General features: G+C 68.6%; 12 protein-coding genes. 2 read left to right on the top strand and 10 right to left on the bottom strand.

Going from position 1 to position 16430, the window contains the following annotated elements:
- From VRZ77_RS06240 to VRZ77_RS06205, 8 genes are all read right to left on the bottom strand, one after another.
- A partial coding sequence (locus VRZ77_RS06240; RefSeq protein WP_414591797.1) for a hypothetical protein occupies nucleotides 1–796 on the bottom strand: 796 nt, incomplete at its 3' end.
- Between the two features lie 210 nt (nucleotides 797–1006).
- Nucleotides 1007–2407, bottom strand: a complete 1401-nt coding sequence (locus tag VRZ77_RS06235; protein WP_414591796.1) for a M16 family metallopeptidase — start codon at nucleotides 2405–2407, stop codon at nucleotides 1007–1009.
- Nucleotides 2404–3774 carry a M16 family metallopeptidase gene (locus VRZ77_RS06230; RefSeq protein WP_414591795.1) on the bottom strand — a complete coding sequence of 457 codons (1371 nt, stop codon included), beginning with the start codon at nucleotides 3772–3774 and terminating at the stop codon, nucleotides 2404–2406. The genes VRZ77_RS06235 and VRZ77_RS06230 overlap by 4 nt, the downstream gene beginning before the upstream one ends.
- Before the next feature lie 235 nt (nucleotides 3775–4009).
- Nucleotides 4010–4699 carry a hypothetical protein gene (locus VRZ77_RS06225; RefSeq protein WP_414591794.1) on the bottom strand — a complete coding sequence of 230 codons (690 nt, stop codon included), beginning with the start codon at nucleotides 4697–4699 and terminating at the stop codon, nucleotides 4010–4012.
- A gap of 95 nt (nucleotides 4700–4794) precedes the next feature.
- Nucleotides 4795–5283: a signal peptidase II gene (gene lspA, locus VRZ77_RS06220; RefSeq protein ID WP_414591793.1), complete on the bottom strand. Its 489-nt coding sequence runs from the start codon at nucleotides 5281–5283 to the stop codon at nucleotides 4795–4797.
- Between the two features lie 34 nt (nucleotides 5284–5317).
- Nucleotides 5318–8398 (bottom strand): isoleucine--tRNA ligase, encoded by a 3081-nt coding sequence (ileS, locus tag VRZ77_RS06215; protein WP_414591792.1) that lies wholly within the window; start codon nucleotides 8396–8398, stop codon nucleotides 5318–5320.
- 68 nt (nucleotides 8399–8466) lie between these two features.
- A complete protein-coding gene (locus tag VRZ77_RS06210) occupies nucleotides 8467–9420 on the bottom strand; it encodes a bifunctional riboflavin kinase/FAD synthetase (protein ID WP_414591791.1) in 954 nt (317 codons plus the stop codon).
- Between the two features lie 111 nt (nucleotides 9421–9531).
- Nucleotides 9532–10440: a TIGR01459 family HAD-type hydrolase gene (locus VRZ77_RS06205; RefSeq protein ID WP_414591790.1), complete on the bottom strand. Its 909-nt coding sequence runs from the start codon at nucleotides 10438–10440 to the stop codon at nucleotides 9532–9534.
- Between the two features lie 153 nt (nucleotides 10441–10593).
- On the opposite strand from VRZ77_RS06205, the gene VRZ77_RS06200 reads away from it, so the two are divergent.
- Entirely contained in the window at nucleotides 10594–11010 is a 417-nt protein-coding gene (locus VRZ77_RS06200; RefSeq protein WP_414591789.1) for an Ohr family peroxiredoxin, read from the top strand.
- 90 nt (nucleotides 11011–11100) lie between these two features.
- On the opposite strand, the gene polA is transcribed toward VRZ77_RS06200, so the two are convergent.
- Nucleotides 11101–14064 (bottom strand): DNA polymerase I, encoded by a 2964-nt coding sequence (gene polA, locus VRZ77_RS06195; RefSeq protein WP_414591788.1) that lies wholly within the window; start codon nucleotides 14062–14064, stop codon nucleotides 11101–11103.
- A 104-nt stretch (nucleotides 14065–14168) separates the two neighbouring features.
- On the opposite strand from polA, the gene truA reads away from it, so the two are divergent.
- On the top strand, nucleotides 14169–14906 hold the full coding sequence (gene truA / locus VRZ77_RS06190; RefSeq protein ID WP_414591787.1) for a tRNA pseudouridine(38-40) synthase TruA: 738 nt from the start codon (nucleotides 14169–14171) through the stop codon (nucleotides 14904–14906).
- A 12-nt stretch (nucleotides 14907–14918) separates the two neighbouring features.
- Here truA and VRZ77_RS06185 read toward each other — a convergent pair whose 3' ends face one another.
- Nucleotides 14919–16322 carry a dihydroorotase gene (locus VRZ77_RS06185; RefSeq protein ID WP_414591786.1) on the bottom strand — a complete coding sequence of 468 codons (1404 nt, stop codon included), beginning with the start codon at nucleotides 16320–16322 and terminating at the stop codon, nucleotides 14919–14921.
- Nucleotides 16323–16430: the final 108 nt, after the last annotated feature.

Here is a 16430-nt window from a genome sequence, read left to right as displayed (position 1 = left end):
GGCGCTGCCGGGGCGGGCTGCACCGCGACAGGCGCCGGCGTGGCGGGAGCCGGCGCGGCCTGAGCGGGTATTGGCTGCAGCGGGGCCGACTGCACCGGCGCGGCCGGGTCGGCTTTTCGGTGGCGCCCTGCGGGTCGAAGCCGACATAGAGAACGTAACGGTCCAGCGTCGCCGGGGTGGGGCGCGGGAAGGTGACATCGCTGGCGACCAGGCCGAAATCGACCTGCATCACGCCCTCGCCGATTTCCACCGGCACGGAATAGAACTTGGTCCAGACCGGCTTCGGCACCGGGCCTTCCTCGACGAGAGCGAGCCGGATCGGCACGCTGACCTTGCCGGGGCCGCCCTTGGCGCCAAGCAGCACGCGGCCCTGAATGCCGACGCGCATGGTCATGTCCGGCGTGGTGTAACGGCATTCGCGCGAGAACTGGCCGAGCGTCGCCTGATAGCGCAGGCCGCCATCGCCGGGATCGGTGACCTGCCAGGCTGCCGCGCCGCCGCGCACTTCCACGCGCGGGCAGGTGAAGTCGGAGGTGTCGCCGGGGCCTGAACCGCCGGCCTCGCTGCCGGACTGCGTGACCTGGGTGGAGACGGCACTCGACGGCATGGTGGTCGCGGCGGGCGACGCGGTGCCCTGCTGCGGCGTGGCGGCGACCGTGGTGGTCTCCATGGTGGAGCCGAAGCCGCCCTGATTGCCGGCATTGCCGACGCCCATCGGTCCTTCATTGCCGCCGCCGCCGGAACCGTCGACCGCCGCGCAGCCGGCCAGGAGCAGCGCGACGAGCGAAACCGCCAACGTGGCGCGGGCGCCGCCGAATCCACGGCGTCCGAATCCAAGGCGTCCAAGGGCTCCAGTGTCGGCTACTCGCATACGCTATCCCCGTTCGGTCGTGCGGCATTCCTCCGGCCGGCGGACCTTATAGCAGGCGATGACGCGCGCAGGGAACACCCCGGCGCGCGCCAACTCCATCTCCGTCAGGGCGAAACCGCGCCGGGCGCTGAGCGCTCAGCCGCCGTTGGGCGTGAGGCCCGCCGGCTTGCCGGCGAGGCTGAACAGCAGGTCGGGGTGCTGCTTCAGCCGCGCGGCGACGCGCTTCACGTCGTCCAGCGTCACCGCTGCCACCAGCGCGTTGCGCTCGTCGATATAGTCGATGCCGAGATCGTCGATCTGGATCTGCAGCAGCTGGGCGGCGACCTTGGCTGAGGAATCGAAGCGCAGCGCGAACGAGCCGATCAGATAATCCTTGGCGTCCTGCAACTCTTCTTCAGTGGGGCCGTCGGTGAGCAGCTTGAGATATTCCGAGCGGATCAGGTCGATCGACTCGGCCGTGCGGTCGTTCTTGGTGGCGGTGCCGCCGAGGATGAGGCCGGCATGGTCGAGCGGGGCCAGGTGGCTGTAGACCGAATAGGCAAGGCCGCGCTTCTCGCGCACTTCCTTGAACAGCCGCGAGGAAAAGGCGCTGCCGCCGAGCATGTGGTTGAGCACGAAGGCCGGGATGAAATCCGGGTCGTTGCGCTTGAGCGCAATGCCGCCGAACACCACCGAGGTCTGCGGCACGTCGATTTCCTTCACCACCACCGTGCCGAGGCCCTGCGGCGTGACGTCGGGCACCGGGGTCAGCTCCGCCTTGGCGGGGAGCGCGCCGAACATGGCGTCGAGCTTGGGTGCCAGCGCTTCCGGCGTGATGTCGCCGACCACTGCGATCTTGAGATTGTCGCGCGCCATCACCCTCTTCGCGTAGGAAGCGAGGTCGTCGCGGGTGATGGTGGGCACGCTGTCCAGCGTGCCGGAGACCGGGCGGCCATAGGGATGGTTCGGGAAGGCGGCGGCCGACCAGCCGAGATTGGCGAGCGCGGAGGGGTCATTGGCGCGCCGGCGCAGCGAGGCGAGCACGCCCTGGCGAATGCGCTCCACCGCCTCGTCGTCGAAGCGCGGCTCGTTCACCGAGAGTCGCACCAGCTCGAAGGCAGGGTCGACGTTTTCCGAGAGCGTGCGCAACGAGCCGCCGAGCATGTCACGCGAGGCGTCGAAGCGCAGCTCGATCGCCTTCTCGGACAGCTTGTCCTGGAACGCCTGCGAATTGAGATCGCCGGCGCCCTCATCGAGCAGCGAAGAGGCGAGCGAGGCGACGCCTGGCTTGTCCGCCGGGTCCTGCGCGGCACCGCCGACAAAGGCGAATTCCATCGCCACCAGCGGCAGGGTGGTGTCATGCACCAGCCACGCCTCAATGCCGCCCGGGCTGACGACGCGCTGGATCCGCGTGGTCTCGGACTGGGCGGGAGCGGTCGGGATCAGGGCGATGGACATCAGGGTCAGGACCGCGGCGGAAAGATGGGACAGGGAATGGACGAATCCGGGGCGAAAAATTCCGGCGCGGGCGCCGATGCTGCGCGCGGAACCGCTCATGAGCGCTTCTCCGGCGCCGGCTTCTGCGCGCCCTGCGCCTCGGTCTTGGCCGGAAGCAGATGGCTGGTCACGGACCGCGAGGCGACAAGATAGCGTTTGGCGGCCTCGCGCACCTGCTCGGCGGTGACGGTCTTTACCATTTCCGGCCAGTTCTGCACGTCATCCACCGTGGTGCCGGTGGCAAGCGCGGCGCCGTAGATGCGGGCGAGCGTGGCCTGATTGTCCTGCGCGTAGATCGCATCGGCGACGAGGCGGGTCTTGGCGCGCTCAAGCTCGCCGGCGTCGGGGCCGTTCGCGGCGATACTGGCGACCACCTCGTCGAGCGCGGCTTCCAGCTTCTCCAGCGGCACATCGGGGCGCGGCGAGGCGGAGACGCCGAAGCGGGCATCGTCCAGAGCGGTCGACTGGTACCAGGCGCCCGCATTGGCGGCGAGGCCCTGCTCGGCCACCAGGCTCCGGTAGAGCCGGCCGGTGGAGCCGCCGCCGAGCACCTGCGACAGAACGTCGAGCGCGACGCTTTCCTGCGGGTTGCCGCGATAGGACGGCACCAGATAGGAGCGCGACAGGCTCGGCTGGCCGACGCGGGCATCGGCGAGCACCAGCCGGCGCTCGGCGCGCGGGGTGGGCTCGGCCGGGCGCTTGCGCAGCGCGGTTTCCGCGCGCGGCTGAACCTTGCCATAGCTTTCCTGCGCGAGCTTCTTCACTTCGTCCGGCTCGACATCGCCCGCCACCACGAGGATGGCGTTGTTGGGCGTGTAGAAGCGGCGATAGAAGGCGAGCGCGTCCTCGCGGTTGAGCTTCTTGATCTCGTCTTCCCAGCCGATGATCGGATGGCCGTAGGGGTGGTTGGTGAACATCGCGGCCTGCGACGCCTCGGAGAGCTGCGACGCCGGGTCGTTGTCGGTGCGCATGCGGCGTTCTTCCAGCACCACGTCGCGCTCGGGCAGCACCACCTCGTCGGTGAGCACGAGGCCGGTCATGCGGTCGGCCTCGAAGCCCATCACCACCGGCAGGTGCTCCTTGGCGACGCGCTGGAAATAGGCGGTGTAGTCCTGCGAGGTGAAGGCGTTCTCCTGGCCGCCGAGCTTGGCGACGGTCTGGGAGAATTCGCCGGTCGGGTGCTTCTGCGTGCCCTTGAACATCAGGTGCTCAAGGAAATGCGCGATGCCGGACTTGCCGGGCTGTTCGTCCGCCGAGCCGACGCGGTACCACACCATGTGGGTGACCACCGGGGCGCGATGGTCCGGAACCACCACGACCTGCATGCCGTTGTCGAGGGTGAACTGCGAAATCTCCGCCGCCTTCGCGGGCCGGGAGGGGGCGAGCGTGGCGGCGCCGGCGGCGGCGAGAATCATGAGGGCGGGCATGAAATTTCCAGTCGGCTTTCGTGTCGGCATTCCGGTCACATCATCCAGGCGGGCGCGCCCGGCGGCACGCGTTTGACGGGAAGCCGGGGACACAGGTTCCACCGGCCTTTCCGCGCCGTGTCGACCGGCGCGAAGGTGCAACCTTGCCACACGCGATCCGGCGAATCTGCGGCAGCCGATCAATCCCATGTGATGGCAGAGCCGGCAAACCGCGCCCGGGCGGGGGCGGGGCCCGTCAGTGGCGGTCGTTGTTCTTCTGCGTACGGTCGAACAGGTTGGGAAGCTGGAAGCCCTTGTTCTCCTCGCGCTCGGCGACGACGCCGTAGGGCGCGTTCGGCGCGGGTGTCTGGTAGCCGGGCGGCGGCTCGGTCAGCGCCTGACGCTCCGGCTCGCCGTCGAACGGCAGCGGCTTTTCTTCCGTCTTGTTCATCCAGCCGGTGAAGCCGAGATTCTTGGGCTGGATCCAGCCTTCCTTCTCGCGCAGGCTGGTGGGCTGCGGCGCGCCGGTGTTCAACCCGGCGCCGGAGCGCCGGCCGGTGGCAACCTCCCGCGGGGTCAGGGCGCGGGTGTCGTTGCGATCGTTGACGAAGGTCGGCAACTTGGCGGCGGCAGCGGCCTTCTTGCGCTCTTCCTGATCGACATCCTTGGGCCAGGCCGGATTCTCGGCCAGCGCCGACTGGTCGCGCGGCGGCGGCAGGATATCGCCGCTCGGCGGCACCACCAGCGGGGCGCGCTCGCGATAGTCGATCGGGGGAGGCGCCGGGGGGACGAGGCCGAGTGTGGTGAACAGCTGCTCGGTGAAGCTGGTATCTTCCTGAGCCTGTGCACCGCCGGCAAGAAGAGCCATTGCGAAGCCGGTGGCCGCCGCCAAAGCCAGCGCCGGGCGGCGGCTGGCAAGGCGCGTGGTGTCCAGTCGTGTGATCATCCGGTCATCTCCTGCCGACCCGGCACGGGAGGGTGAACCCCATCCCGCGACGATCCGCTCAAGGCGCGGAAAGATCGGTTCTCATTTCAGGACGGCTATTTTACGGCATCGCCCTTAAGCGAGTCATACAAAAGCAGTGCGACACCGGCAACTATGGCGACATCCGACAGGTTGAAGACGTACCAGTAGAAGCCGAAAGCGTGCAGCGACACGAAGTCGAACACCGCGCCATAGGCCACGCGGTCGATGGCGTTGCCGAGCGCGCCGCCGATCAGCAGCCCGAGCGCCGCCGCCTCCAGCCGCCGATGGATGCGGGCGAGCCAGAAGGCGAAGAAGATCGCCGCCGCGATCTTCAGCCCGCCGAGCAGCCACCAGCCATCCGCGCCCTGCGAGAACAGGCCGTAGCTGATGCCGGTGTTCCAGGCACGCACGATGTCGAGGAAGGGCAGCACGCGCACGATGCCGTCATCGCCGAAATCGACCAGGTGCAGCACCAGCAGCTTCGACGCCTGATCGATGGCGAGCGCCGCCAGCGCGTAGGCGCCGCCATAGAGCGAGAGGGGGCCGGCCAGACGCAGCTTCATGAATGTCCTCTGCCGGCCCGGTTCGCGGGAAGCCTCATTCCGCGGCCCGGCGCGCGAGCGCCAGCTCGCGCAGCGCCTGCGCGTCGCGGGGCGTCACGTCCGGGTAGTCGGGATCGGTGCCGACCAGCGGCGAAATCTTCCAGGAGCGGGCGCATTTGTGGCCCTGCGCGCGGTTCGGCACCACGCTGACGCCCGGCACCTCGTCGAGCCGGAACGCATCGGCCGTGCCTTCGTCAGGCATCAGATGCGCATCCGAGGTGATGCAGATTTCCGCAAGATCGACCGCGCTCACCGCTGCGAACAGCTTCGGATCGGAGACATGGATCACTGGCGCCGCTTCGAGGCTGGAGCCGATGCGCTTGTTGGCGCGCTCCACTTCCAGCGCGCCGAGCACCACGCGGCGCACCAGGCGGATCTTGCGCCACTCATCCGCCAGCACCTCGTCGCGCCATTTCGCCGGGGTGTCCGGGAAGGTCTCGAGATGCACCGAGCCGGTCTCGGAGGGGAAGCGCGCGAGCCAGGTCTCTTCCGCCGTGAAGGGCAGGATCGGGGCGAGCCACACCACGAGGCGGTTGAACACCTCGTCGAGCACAGTCAAGCAGGCGCGGCGCGTCACCGACGAAATCGGGTCGCAATAGAGCGCGTCCTTGCGCACGTCGAAATAGAAAGCCGACAGCTCGGTGGTCATGAAGGACGACAGTGCCGCGTGCACCCGCTTGAAGTCGAAGGTCGCATAGGCCTCGCGCACCACCGCGTCGAGCTCGACGAGACGATGCAGCACCATGCGCTCCAGCGCCGGCATGTCGGAGAAAGCCACGCGCTCGCTCTCGCGGTAATGGTGCAGCGAGCCGAGCAGCCAGCGCAGCGTGTTCCGCAGCTTGCGGTAGGTCTCGACCGTGGTCTTGAGGATTTCCGCGCCGATGCGCAGATCATCGGAATAATCCGAAGCGCAGACCCACAGGCGCAGGATGTCGGCGCCGGAGGATTTGATCACTTCCTGCGGCGAGACCACATTGCCGAGCGACTTCGACATCTTGCGCCCGTCCTCGTCGAGCACGAAGCCGTGGGTGAGCACCACGTCATAGGGCGGGCGCCCGCGCGTGCCGCAGCTCTCCAGCAGCGAGGAATGGAACCAGCCGCGATGCTGGTCCGAGCCTTCGAGATACATCACCCGGTCCGGCCCGCCATTGAAGGCGCGGTCGACCTTGAGGTCGTCGCGCACTTCCAGCGTGAAGGCGTGGGTGGAGCCGGAATCGAACCAGACATCGAGAATGTCGTCGATCTTCGACCACTCGTCCGCGCTGTGATCATTGCCGAGGAAGCGGGCGGCCGCGCCCTCCTTGTACCAGGCGTCGGCGCCCTCGGACGCGAAGGCGTCCGCGATGCGCGCGTTCACCTGGTCGTCCTTCAGGATCTCGACCGTGCCGTCGCCCTTGTCCTTCACGAACACCGCAATCGGCACGCCCCAGGCGCGCTGGCGCGAGACCACCCAGTCCGGGCGGTTCTCGATCATGCCGTTGATGCGGTTGCGTCCGCTCGCCGGCACCCAGTCCACCCCCGCGATGCCCGAAAGCGCCCGCGCCCGCAACGTGTCGCCGCTGGTTTTCGAGCCGTCGGCCGCCGCGATGTCCTTGTCCATCGCGATGAACCATTGCGGCGTGTTGCGGAAGATGATCGGGGCCTTGGAGCGCCACGAATGCGGATACTGATGCTTGAGCCGGCCGCGCGCGATGATTTTGCCGGCCGCAACCAGCGCCTTGATCACCGCGTCATTGGCGTCGCCGTCCTTGCCCTTGTCGTCCATCACGCGATGGCCGGCGAACAGCGGGACATGATCGTAATAGCGTCCGTCCGGGCCGACCGTGTGCGGCACCTCGCCGAGCTTTTCGGCGATGTAGAGGTTGAAGTCGTCCGCGCCATGGCCGGGGGCGATGTGCACGAAGCCGGTGCCGGTGTCGTCGGTGACGAAATCGCCGGCCACCACCGGCACGGCGAAGTCGAAATAATGGCCCGCGCTGGGCACGCCCTTGAGCGGGTGGGCGCAGACCAGATGGGTCGGGTCCACCTCGCGGTGGCGCTCATAGCCCGTCACGCGCGCGGCCTTGAACACCTCGGACGCCAGCTTGTCGGCGAGGATGAAATGCTCGCCCACCTTGGCCCAATTATCCTCGGCCGCCTCGGTCACCTCATAGACGGCATAGGTGACGTCCTTCGAGAAGGCGATGGCGCGGTTCCCGGGGATGGTCCAGGGCGTGGTGGTCCAGATCACCACATTCGCCCCCTCATAGGAGGGGAAAAGGTGGATGTCGGCGGCCTTGTCGGCCGGCTCCAGCCCCTTGGGCAGGCCGCCGGCGGTGGCGGCGCTCTTGCGATAGCCGGTGACCGGGAACTTGACGAAGATCGTGGTCGAGGTGTGGTCGTGATACTCGACCTCGGCCTCGGCCAGCGCGGTCTTCTCCACCACCGACCACATCACCGGCTTGGAGCCGCGATAGAGCAGGCCGTTGGCGGCGAACTTCATGATCTCGCGGGCGATCTGCGCTTCGGCGTCGAAGCTCATGGTGACGTAAGGGTGCGACCAGTCGCCTTCGACGCCGAGCCGCTTGAACTCCTCGCGCTGGATGTCCAGCCAGCCTTGCGCGAAGGCGCGGCATTCCTGGCGGAACTCGACGACCGGCACTTCGTCCTTGTTGCGGCCCTTGGCGCGGTACTGCTCCTCGATCTTCCACTCGATCGGCAGGCCGTGGCAGTCCCAGCCCGGCACATAGTTGGAATCGTGGCCGAGCGCGCCCTGCGAGCGCACCACCACGTCCTTCAGGATCTTGTTGAGCGCGTGGCCGATATGGATGTTGCCATTGGCATAGGGCGGGCCGTCATGCAGCACGAAACGCGGGCGGCCTTCGCCGGCCTTGCGCTGGCGGCCATAAAGGTCGATCGCCTTCCAGCGCGCCAGCATTTCCGGCTCGCGCTGAGGCAGGCCTGCGCGCATCGGGAAATCGGTCTGCGGCAGGAACAGGGTCGACGAATAGTCGCGCACGGCCTCCGTCTCGGCCCCCTGTGCGGCCTTGCCCGTGGTCCCGCTGGTCTCCCGACCGTCGCTGTTGCGGCTCGTCATGACGCGCTCCTCGCTCTCGCCGCACGGTTTAAGCGCAGCGACGGGGCGGTGCAAGGGCGGGACGCGCTCTAGGACCCCAGCGCCGCGCGCGCTTTCGCGCTGTCGATGTCCATCTGCGCGATCAGTGCCTCGATGCTGTCGAACTTCAGCTCGGGGCGCAGATAGGCGTGGAAGGCGACGCGCAGGCGTTTGCCGTAAAGATCGCCGGAGAAGTCGAACACGAAGCTCTCCAGCCGCGGCGCGCCGTCGTCGAAGGTCGGGCGGCGCCCGAAGCTCGCCACGGCCGGCCGCCGCACGCCGTCGATCTCCAGCGTCACGGCATAGATACCGTGCGCGAGCTGGATCGACGGGTCGAGCCGCATATTGGCGGTGGGATAGCCGAGCTCGCGCCCGCGCTTGTCGCCATGGATCACCTCGGCCTCGATCTCCCATGGCGCCCCGAGCATGTCGGCGGCCTGCTCGACGCGCCCCTGCGCCAGCGCGGCGCGGATCGCGGAGGAGGAAATCTGCGCGCCTTCGTCGAGCAGCGGCGGGACGATCTCGACGCGGAAGCCATGCCTGGCACCCGCCTCGCGCAGGAAGGCGGGCGAGCCGGAGCGGCCCTTGCCGAAATGGAAGTCGAACCCCGCCACCACCATGGCGACGCCGAGCTGACCGACCAGAATGTCGGCGACGAAGCTCTCGGCATCCTTGGCGGCCAGCGCGGCATCGAAGCCGAGCACCACTGCGCCGTCGAGCCCGGTCTCGGCGAGGCGGGCGAGCTTCATCGGCTCGGGGGTGAGGCGGAACATCGGCTCGTCCGGGCGGAAAAAGGCGCGCGGGTGTGGCTCGAAGGTCAGCGCCAGCGCCGGCTTGCCGAAGGAGCGGGCCTGCTCGATCGCGGTGCCGATTACCGCGCGGTGGCCGCGATGCACGCCGTCGAAATTGCCGATGGCAACCACCGGCCCCTTGAGCGCGGCGGGCAGCGCCTCGCCGTCGCGCAGCACCACGAAGGGGTTGAGGGAAACGGTGGGGTGGGTCATGTGATCAGGCTCTGCGTCCGTCCGCCCCGCTCGGGCCGGCGGAACGTGGGCGATGGAACGCGACAGGGCGGCGCGCCGTCAAGGCCGGAGCCCGCGCCGCTCCCCTTGTCATCACGCGCCCCAGGCCAGTCGGGTGGTGACGGCGACAGGACGGCCGGGGCCGTCTTCCAGCAGCCGCGCCAGCGCGTGCGGATCCAGAGTGCCGGTCTCTTCCAGCCCGAGCTCGCCGGCATGGATGCCGGCGGCGACGAACAGGCAGTCGATGCCGGCGCCGAGCGCGCCGGCGAGATCGGTGCGCAGCGCGTCGCCGATCGCGAGGAATCGTTCGCGCGGTGTGTCGCTGCCCCTGAGCGCGCGGGCGGTGGCGAACGCGGTTTCGTAGATCGGGAGGTGCGGCTTGCCGCAATAGACCGCCGAACCGCCCAGCGTCTGATAGGCCTCCGCGATGGCGCCGGCGCACCAGATCAGCTCGCCGCCGCGCTCCACCACGATGTCCGGGTTGGCGCAGATGAAGGGCAGGTCGCGCGCCTGCGCCGCCTTCAGCGTGTCGCGATAATCCTCCGGCGTCTCCACCGTGTCGTCGAACAGACCGGTGCAGACGATCAGCTCGGCGCTCTTCAGGTCGGTGAGCGCGAGGTCGAGCCCGTCATAAATGCCGAGGTCGCGATCCGGGCCGAGATGCCACATCTTCACGCCGGGCCGCTGCGCGAGCAGCGCGGCCGTCACCATGCCCGAGGTGACGATGGCGTCATAGGCGCTGCGCGGAATGCCGAATCCGTCGAGAATCTTCGCCACGCCATCGGGCGGACGCGGGGCGTTGGAGACCAGGATGACAGTGGCGCCGGCCGCGCGGGCGCGCTCCAGCGCGTCGGCGGCGTCCGGGCGGCCCTGTGCGCCATTGTGGAGCACGCCCCACACATCGCACAGCAGCACGTCGTAGCGCGGGGCGAGTTCCGCGAAGGGCAGGCAGGGCGGCAAAGCGGGGGTGGCATCAGCTTTCATGGCACGGCCAAGTGCCATGCCGCCGCCTGCCGCACAAGAGCCCCGCATGCAGGGCGCGCATGCACGATAAGCGGCGTGCGGTTTCGACAGGGCGCGGTTGCCGTGCCGGCCTGTCGCACCATTTTAGCAAGTGACTGTCATTCTCGGTCCAACCCCAAAGGGAGAAGCTTCATGTCCGGCACCGTTCTGTTTACCGGCACCGCCACCGCTATCGGCGGGCGCAATGGCCATTCGCAGACCAGCGATGGCTCGGTCTCGGTCGACCTCGCCATGCCGCATAATGGCGTGCTCGATCCCGGCAAGACCACGCCCGAGCACCTGTTCGCCACCGGCTATGCCGCCTGCTTCGGCTCCGCGGTGGAAGCGGTCGGCCGGCAGAAGAAGCTGGATGTGACCGGCGCCGCCGTCACCGTGGCCGCCTCGCTGGTGAAGGGCGATGACGGCTTCAGCCTCGCGGTGAAGCTCACCCTCAAGGCTCCGGCGCTCTCTAAAGACGAAGCGCAGGAAGTGATCGAGGCGGCGCATCAGATGTGCCCCTATTCCAAGGCCACGCGCGGGAACATCCCGGTGGAGCTTGCGGTGGCGTAAGGCCCCTCACCCCTCTCCTCGACGGGGAGAGGAGGTAAGCCGCGCTGTTGGACGGGGCGTAGGGGGCCTCGGCTCTTGCCGGCCCCCGGCTTAATGCGCCTCGTCCCAGTTCTGCGCGGCGCGGGCGTCGACCTTGAGCGGTACCTTCAGCGCCACCGCCGGCATCGCCGCCTGTTCCATCACCAGGCGCACCACCGGCAGCGTCGCGTCGATCTCCTCATCCGGCACCTCGAAGATCAACTCGTCATGCACCTGCAGCAGCATGCGGGCGGAAAGGCGCGCGGCCTCCAGCGCGGCGTCCATGCGCGCCATGGCGCGGCGGATGATGTCGGCGGCGGAACCCTGAAGCCGGGCATTGATCGCCGCGCGCTCGTTGAAGGCGCGGATCGAGGGGTTCTTGGCGTTGATGTCCGGGTAGTGGCAGCGCCGGCCGAACAGCGTCTCGACATAGCCGTGCTCACGGGCGAAGGCGCGGGTCTCGTCCATATAGGCGCGGATGCCGGGGAAACGCTCGAAATAGCGTTTGATATAGGCGCCCGCCTCCTCGCGCGGGATCGAGAGCTGATTGGCGAGCCCGAAGGCGGAAATGCCGTAGATGATGCCGAAATTGATCGCCTTGGCACGCCGGCGCACTTCGCCCGGCATGCCCTCGATTGGCACGCCGAACATCTCCGAGGCGGTCATGGCGTGGATGTCCAGCCCGTCCTGGAACGCCTGGCGCAACGCGGGCGTCTCGGCGATCTCGGCGAGCAGGCGCAGTTCGATCTGTGAATAGTCCGCCGAGACCAGCTTGTGGCCGCGTTCCGCGATGAAAGCCTTGCGGATCTTGCGGCCTTCCTCGGTGCGCACCGGGATGTTCTGCAGGTTAGGCTCGGAGGAGGAGAGCCGCCCCGTCGTCGTGGCGGCGAGCGCGAAGGAGGTGTGCACGCGGCCGGTCTCGCGGTTCACATAGGTCGGCAACGCATCGGCATAGGTGGATTTCAGCTTCTGGAGCTGGCGCCAGTCGAGGATGCGGCGCGGCAATTCGTGGCCGGCTTCCGCCAGTTCCTCCAGCACGTCGGCGCCGGTGGACCACGCCCCGGTCGGGGTCTTGCGGCCGCCGGGAATCTGCATCTTGCCGAACAGGATGTCGCCGAGCTGCTTGGGGGAGCCGGGATTGAAGGTCTCGCCCGCCATCTCCGAGATTTCCGCCTCCAGCCGCGCCATGCCCTGCGCAAATTCGCCGGAGAGCCGTGAGAGCATCTGGCGGTCGATCAGGATGCCGCGCCGTTCCATATCGCCGAGCACGGCGACCAGCGGGCGCTCCAGCGTCTCATAGACCGTGGTCTTGCCTTCCGCCGCCAGCCGGGGCTTGAGCGCGCGCCACAGCCGCAGCGTGACGTCGGCGTCCTCGGCGGCGTACTCCACCGCCTTCTCGATGGTTACGCGGTCGAAGGTGACGGCGTTCTTGCCCTTGCCCGCGACCTCCTCGTACTTGATCGGGGTGTGGCCGAGCCAGCGGATCGAAAGCGGGTCCATGCCGTGCGGCGAGGCGCCGGCGTCGAGCACGTAGGAGATCAGCATCGTGTCGTCATAGGGGCCGACATTGATGCCGTAGCGCGCGAAGATCAGCCAGTCATATTTCATGTTCTGGCCGATCTTGAGCACGCCGGGGTGTTCCAGCAGCGGCTTGAGTGCGGCGAGGGCGTCGTCGAGCGGAATCTGGCCGGGCAGCAGGCCTTCGCTGAACAGCCCCTCATCGCCGCCCTTGTGGGCGAGCGGGATGTAACAGGCTTCGTTGGGTGCCGTGGCCAGCGAGATGCCGACCAGATCGGCCGCCATGGCGTCGAGCCCGGTGGTTTCGGTATCGACCGCGACCACACCGAGATCGGCGGCGCGGGCGATCCATTCCTGAAGCCGGGCGAGGCTGGTGACGGTCTCGTATTTCGAGCGGTCGACCGGCGTCGCGCTGGCCTCGGCCACGCGGGCGGCGGAAAGCGCCTGCGGGGTGAGGGCATTGCCCGCCGCGCCGACCGGCGATTTCGGCGCGCCGTCGGCGGGTTTGCTGCCATCCGTCGGCTCGGCGAGGCTGGCGAGGGCGTCGCTCTCAGCGCCCCCGGCCTTCAGGGCCGGGTCGGGCTCGATGGCGGCGGCCTCGATGTCATAGGCTTCCGCGACGCGGCGGGTGAGGGTGGTGAACTCCATCGCCTTGAGGAAGGCGATCAGCCGCTTGCCCTCGGGCTCCACCACCGCGATGTCGTCGAGCGGCACGTCGAGCGGCACGTCGCGCTTCAGCGTCACCAGCTCGCGCGACAGCCGGGCCTGATCGGCGAACTCGATCAGGTTCTCGCGGCGCTTGGTCTGCTTGATCTCGGCCGCGCGGGCCAGCAGCGTATCGAGGTCGCCGTATTCGGCGAGAAGCTGGGCGGCGGTCTTGATGCCGATGCCCGGCACGCCCGGCACGTTGTCCACCGAATCGCCGGCCAGCGACTGCACGTCGACCACCTTTTCCGGCGCGACGCCGAATTTCTCGAATACCTCCTCGGTGCCGATGGCCCTGTCCTTCATCGGATCGTACATGCGCACCAGACGGTCGACGAGCTGCATCAGGTCCTTGTCGGAGGAGATGACGGTGACCTGTGCGCCCCGCGCCTTGGCCTGCTCTGCATAGGTTGCGATCAGGTCGTCGGCCTCGAAGCCGGCCTGCTCGACGCAGGCGAGGTCGAATGCGCGGGTGGCCTCGCGGATCAGCGGGAATTGCGGGCGCAGATCCTCCGGCAGCTCCGGGCGCTGCGCCTTGTAGAGCGGGTAGATATCCTTTCGGAACGTCTGCTCGCTCTTGTCGAACACCACGGCGAGATGGGTGGGCGCCGGCGAGAACCCTTGGGCGCGCACCAGCTTCCACAGCATGTTGCAGAAGCCCGCCACCGCGCCGACCGGCAGCTTGTCCGAGGTGCGGGTGAGCGGGGGCAAAGCGTGATAGGCGCGGAAAATATAGGCCGAGCCGTCGATCAGCACGACATGGTCGCTGGAATCCACGATGTCGGTGCGGTCGGCGGCGGTCGGGGAGGTCATGGCGGGCTCCGTTTCGGGCGCGCACGATGCCCCAGCGCGGCCAGCCGGGCAACCGTGCGCCGCGCGGTGGATGACGGCGCGCGCTCGCGGCGCTACAGAGCATCATGCCCCGCTACAAGCTCACCATCGAATATGACGGCACCCCCTTCGCCGGCTGGCAGATCCAGGACGGCCAGCCGAGTGTACAAGGCGTGCTGGCGCAGGCCGTACGCGCCTTTTCCGGCGAGGATGCGCCGGTCCATGGCGCGGGACGCACCGATTCCGGCGTGCACGCCACCGGGCAGGTCGGCCATGTCGAACTGGCGAAGGAGTGGCGCGCCGACACGGTGGGCGACGCCATGAACGCGCATCTGCGCCCGCATCCCGTCGCGGTGCTGGCGGCCGAGCGGGTGGCGGATGATTTCCACGCCCGGTTCTCGGCGACCGGGCGGCGCTATGTCTACCGGCTGATCGTGCGCCGCGCCGATCTCGCGCTGGAGCGCGACCGGGCGTGGCGAATCCGCCGGCCGCTCGATGTCGCGGCGATGGCGGAAGGCGCGGCGCGGCTGGTCGGGCGGCACGACTTCACCACCTTCCGCGCCATTGGCTGCCAGTCCGCCTCGCCGGTGAAAACGCTGGACCGGCTGGAGGTGGAGACGCTGGACGGCGAAATCCGCGTCCATGCGGCGGCGCGCTCCTTCCTCCACCATCAGGTGCGCTCCATGGTCGGCACGCTGGTGAAGGTCGGCGAGGGCGCCTGGACGCCGGACGATGTGAGCGCCGCGCTGGAAGCGAAGGACCGCACACGCTGCGGCCCGATGGCCCCCTCGGCCGGGCTCTATCTGGCGGAAGTGACGTACTAGCCCAGCCGCTCCCTAGCCCAGCCGTTCCAGCAGGGTCGGGGTGCGGGTGGGGCGGGTCGGCTCCAGCGCTTCCATGAAGCGCACGGGGGCGCCGCCGGAGGGGCCGGTCAGCTCGCCTTCCCACATCACCTTGTTGCCGCGAATGAGCGTCCCCACCGGCCAGCCGGTGACCTCGACGCCGTCATAGGGCGTCCAGCCGGGCTTGGAGGCGATCCATTCATTGCGGATGGTCTGCCGGCGCTTGAGGTCGACGATGGTGAAATCGGCGTCGTAGCCGACCGCGATCCGGCCCTTGGTGGCGATGTTGAAGATGCGCGCCGGGCCGGCGCTGGAGAGGTCGACGAAGCGGGCGAGCGAGAGCCGGCCGGCATTCACATGGTCCAGCATCATCGGCACCAGCGTCTGCACGCCGGTCATGCCCGAGGGGCTGTTCGGATAGGGCTTGGCCTTCTCCTCCAGCGTGTGCGGCGCGTGGTCGGAGCCGAGCACGTCGACCACGCCCTCGCTGAGGCCGCGCCAGATCGCGGCGCGGTGCTGGGCGGCGCGCACCGGCGGGTTCATCTGCACCAGCGAGCCGAGGCGGCCATACCAGCTGTCGTCCATGGTCAGGTGATGGGGCGTCACCTCGACGGTGGCGACGTCCTTGGCGCCGCGCAGGAACTCCATCTCCTCCTGCGAGGTGATGTGCAGGACGTGGATGCGCTTGCCGACCTCGCGCGCCAGGTTGACGAGGCGGGTGGTGGCGGTGAGCGCGGCGATCTCGTCGCGCCAGACCGGGTGCGAGGAGGGATCGCCGACCACGCGCAGGTGCTTGCGCTCCTCAAGGCGCGGCTCGTCCTCGCAATGGAACGAGGCGCGGCGGCGGATGACTTTCAGGATGGCGCGCACGCCCGGATCGTCGGCGACCAGCAGCGAGCCGGTGGAGGAGCCGATGAACACCTTGATGCCGGCGGCGCCCGGCAGCATTTCCAGCTCGGGCAGGTCCTTCACATTGTCATGGGTGCCGCCGACGAAGAAGGCGAAGTCGCAATGCATGCGCCCGCGCGCCCGCGCGAGCTTGTCTTCCAGCGCGCTCGCCGAGATGGTGAGCGGGTTGGTGTTCGGCATCTCGAACACGGCGGTGACGCCGCCCATCACCGCCGCGCGGGAGCCTGATTCGAGGTCTTCCTTGTGCTCCATTCCCGGCTCGCGGAAATGGACCTGGGTGTCGATCACGCCGGGCAGAATGTGCAGGCCGGTGCAGTCGATGATCTCGCCGGCCTGATCGGGGTGGAACGAGCCGATGCCGGCGATGCGCCCGGCCCTGACGCCGACATCGCGCACGCCTTCGCCATCCTGATTGACCACGGTGCCGCCCTTGAGGAGCAGGTCGAAGGTCTCGGAGGCCGGGTTCAGGGACGTGGCGCTCGGCGACATGGCGCGCTCCTCATGTTCGCAAGGTGACGCCCGCGCTTCTAGAGCATGTCGGGCCGGGGCGCACCGCTTTTTGCGAGCCGGGCGAGGCCCGCCCGGCGTTACGGACGG

Source organism: Ancylobacter sp. G4_0304 (assembly GCF_047501495.1).
Lineage (GTDB): Bacteria > Pseudomonadota > Alphaproteobacteria > Rhizobiales > Xanthobacteraceae > Ancylobacter.
Note: the sequence above shows the minus strand (reverse complement) of the source record. Positions and strands in the feature narration are given on the sequence as shown.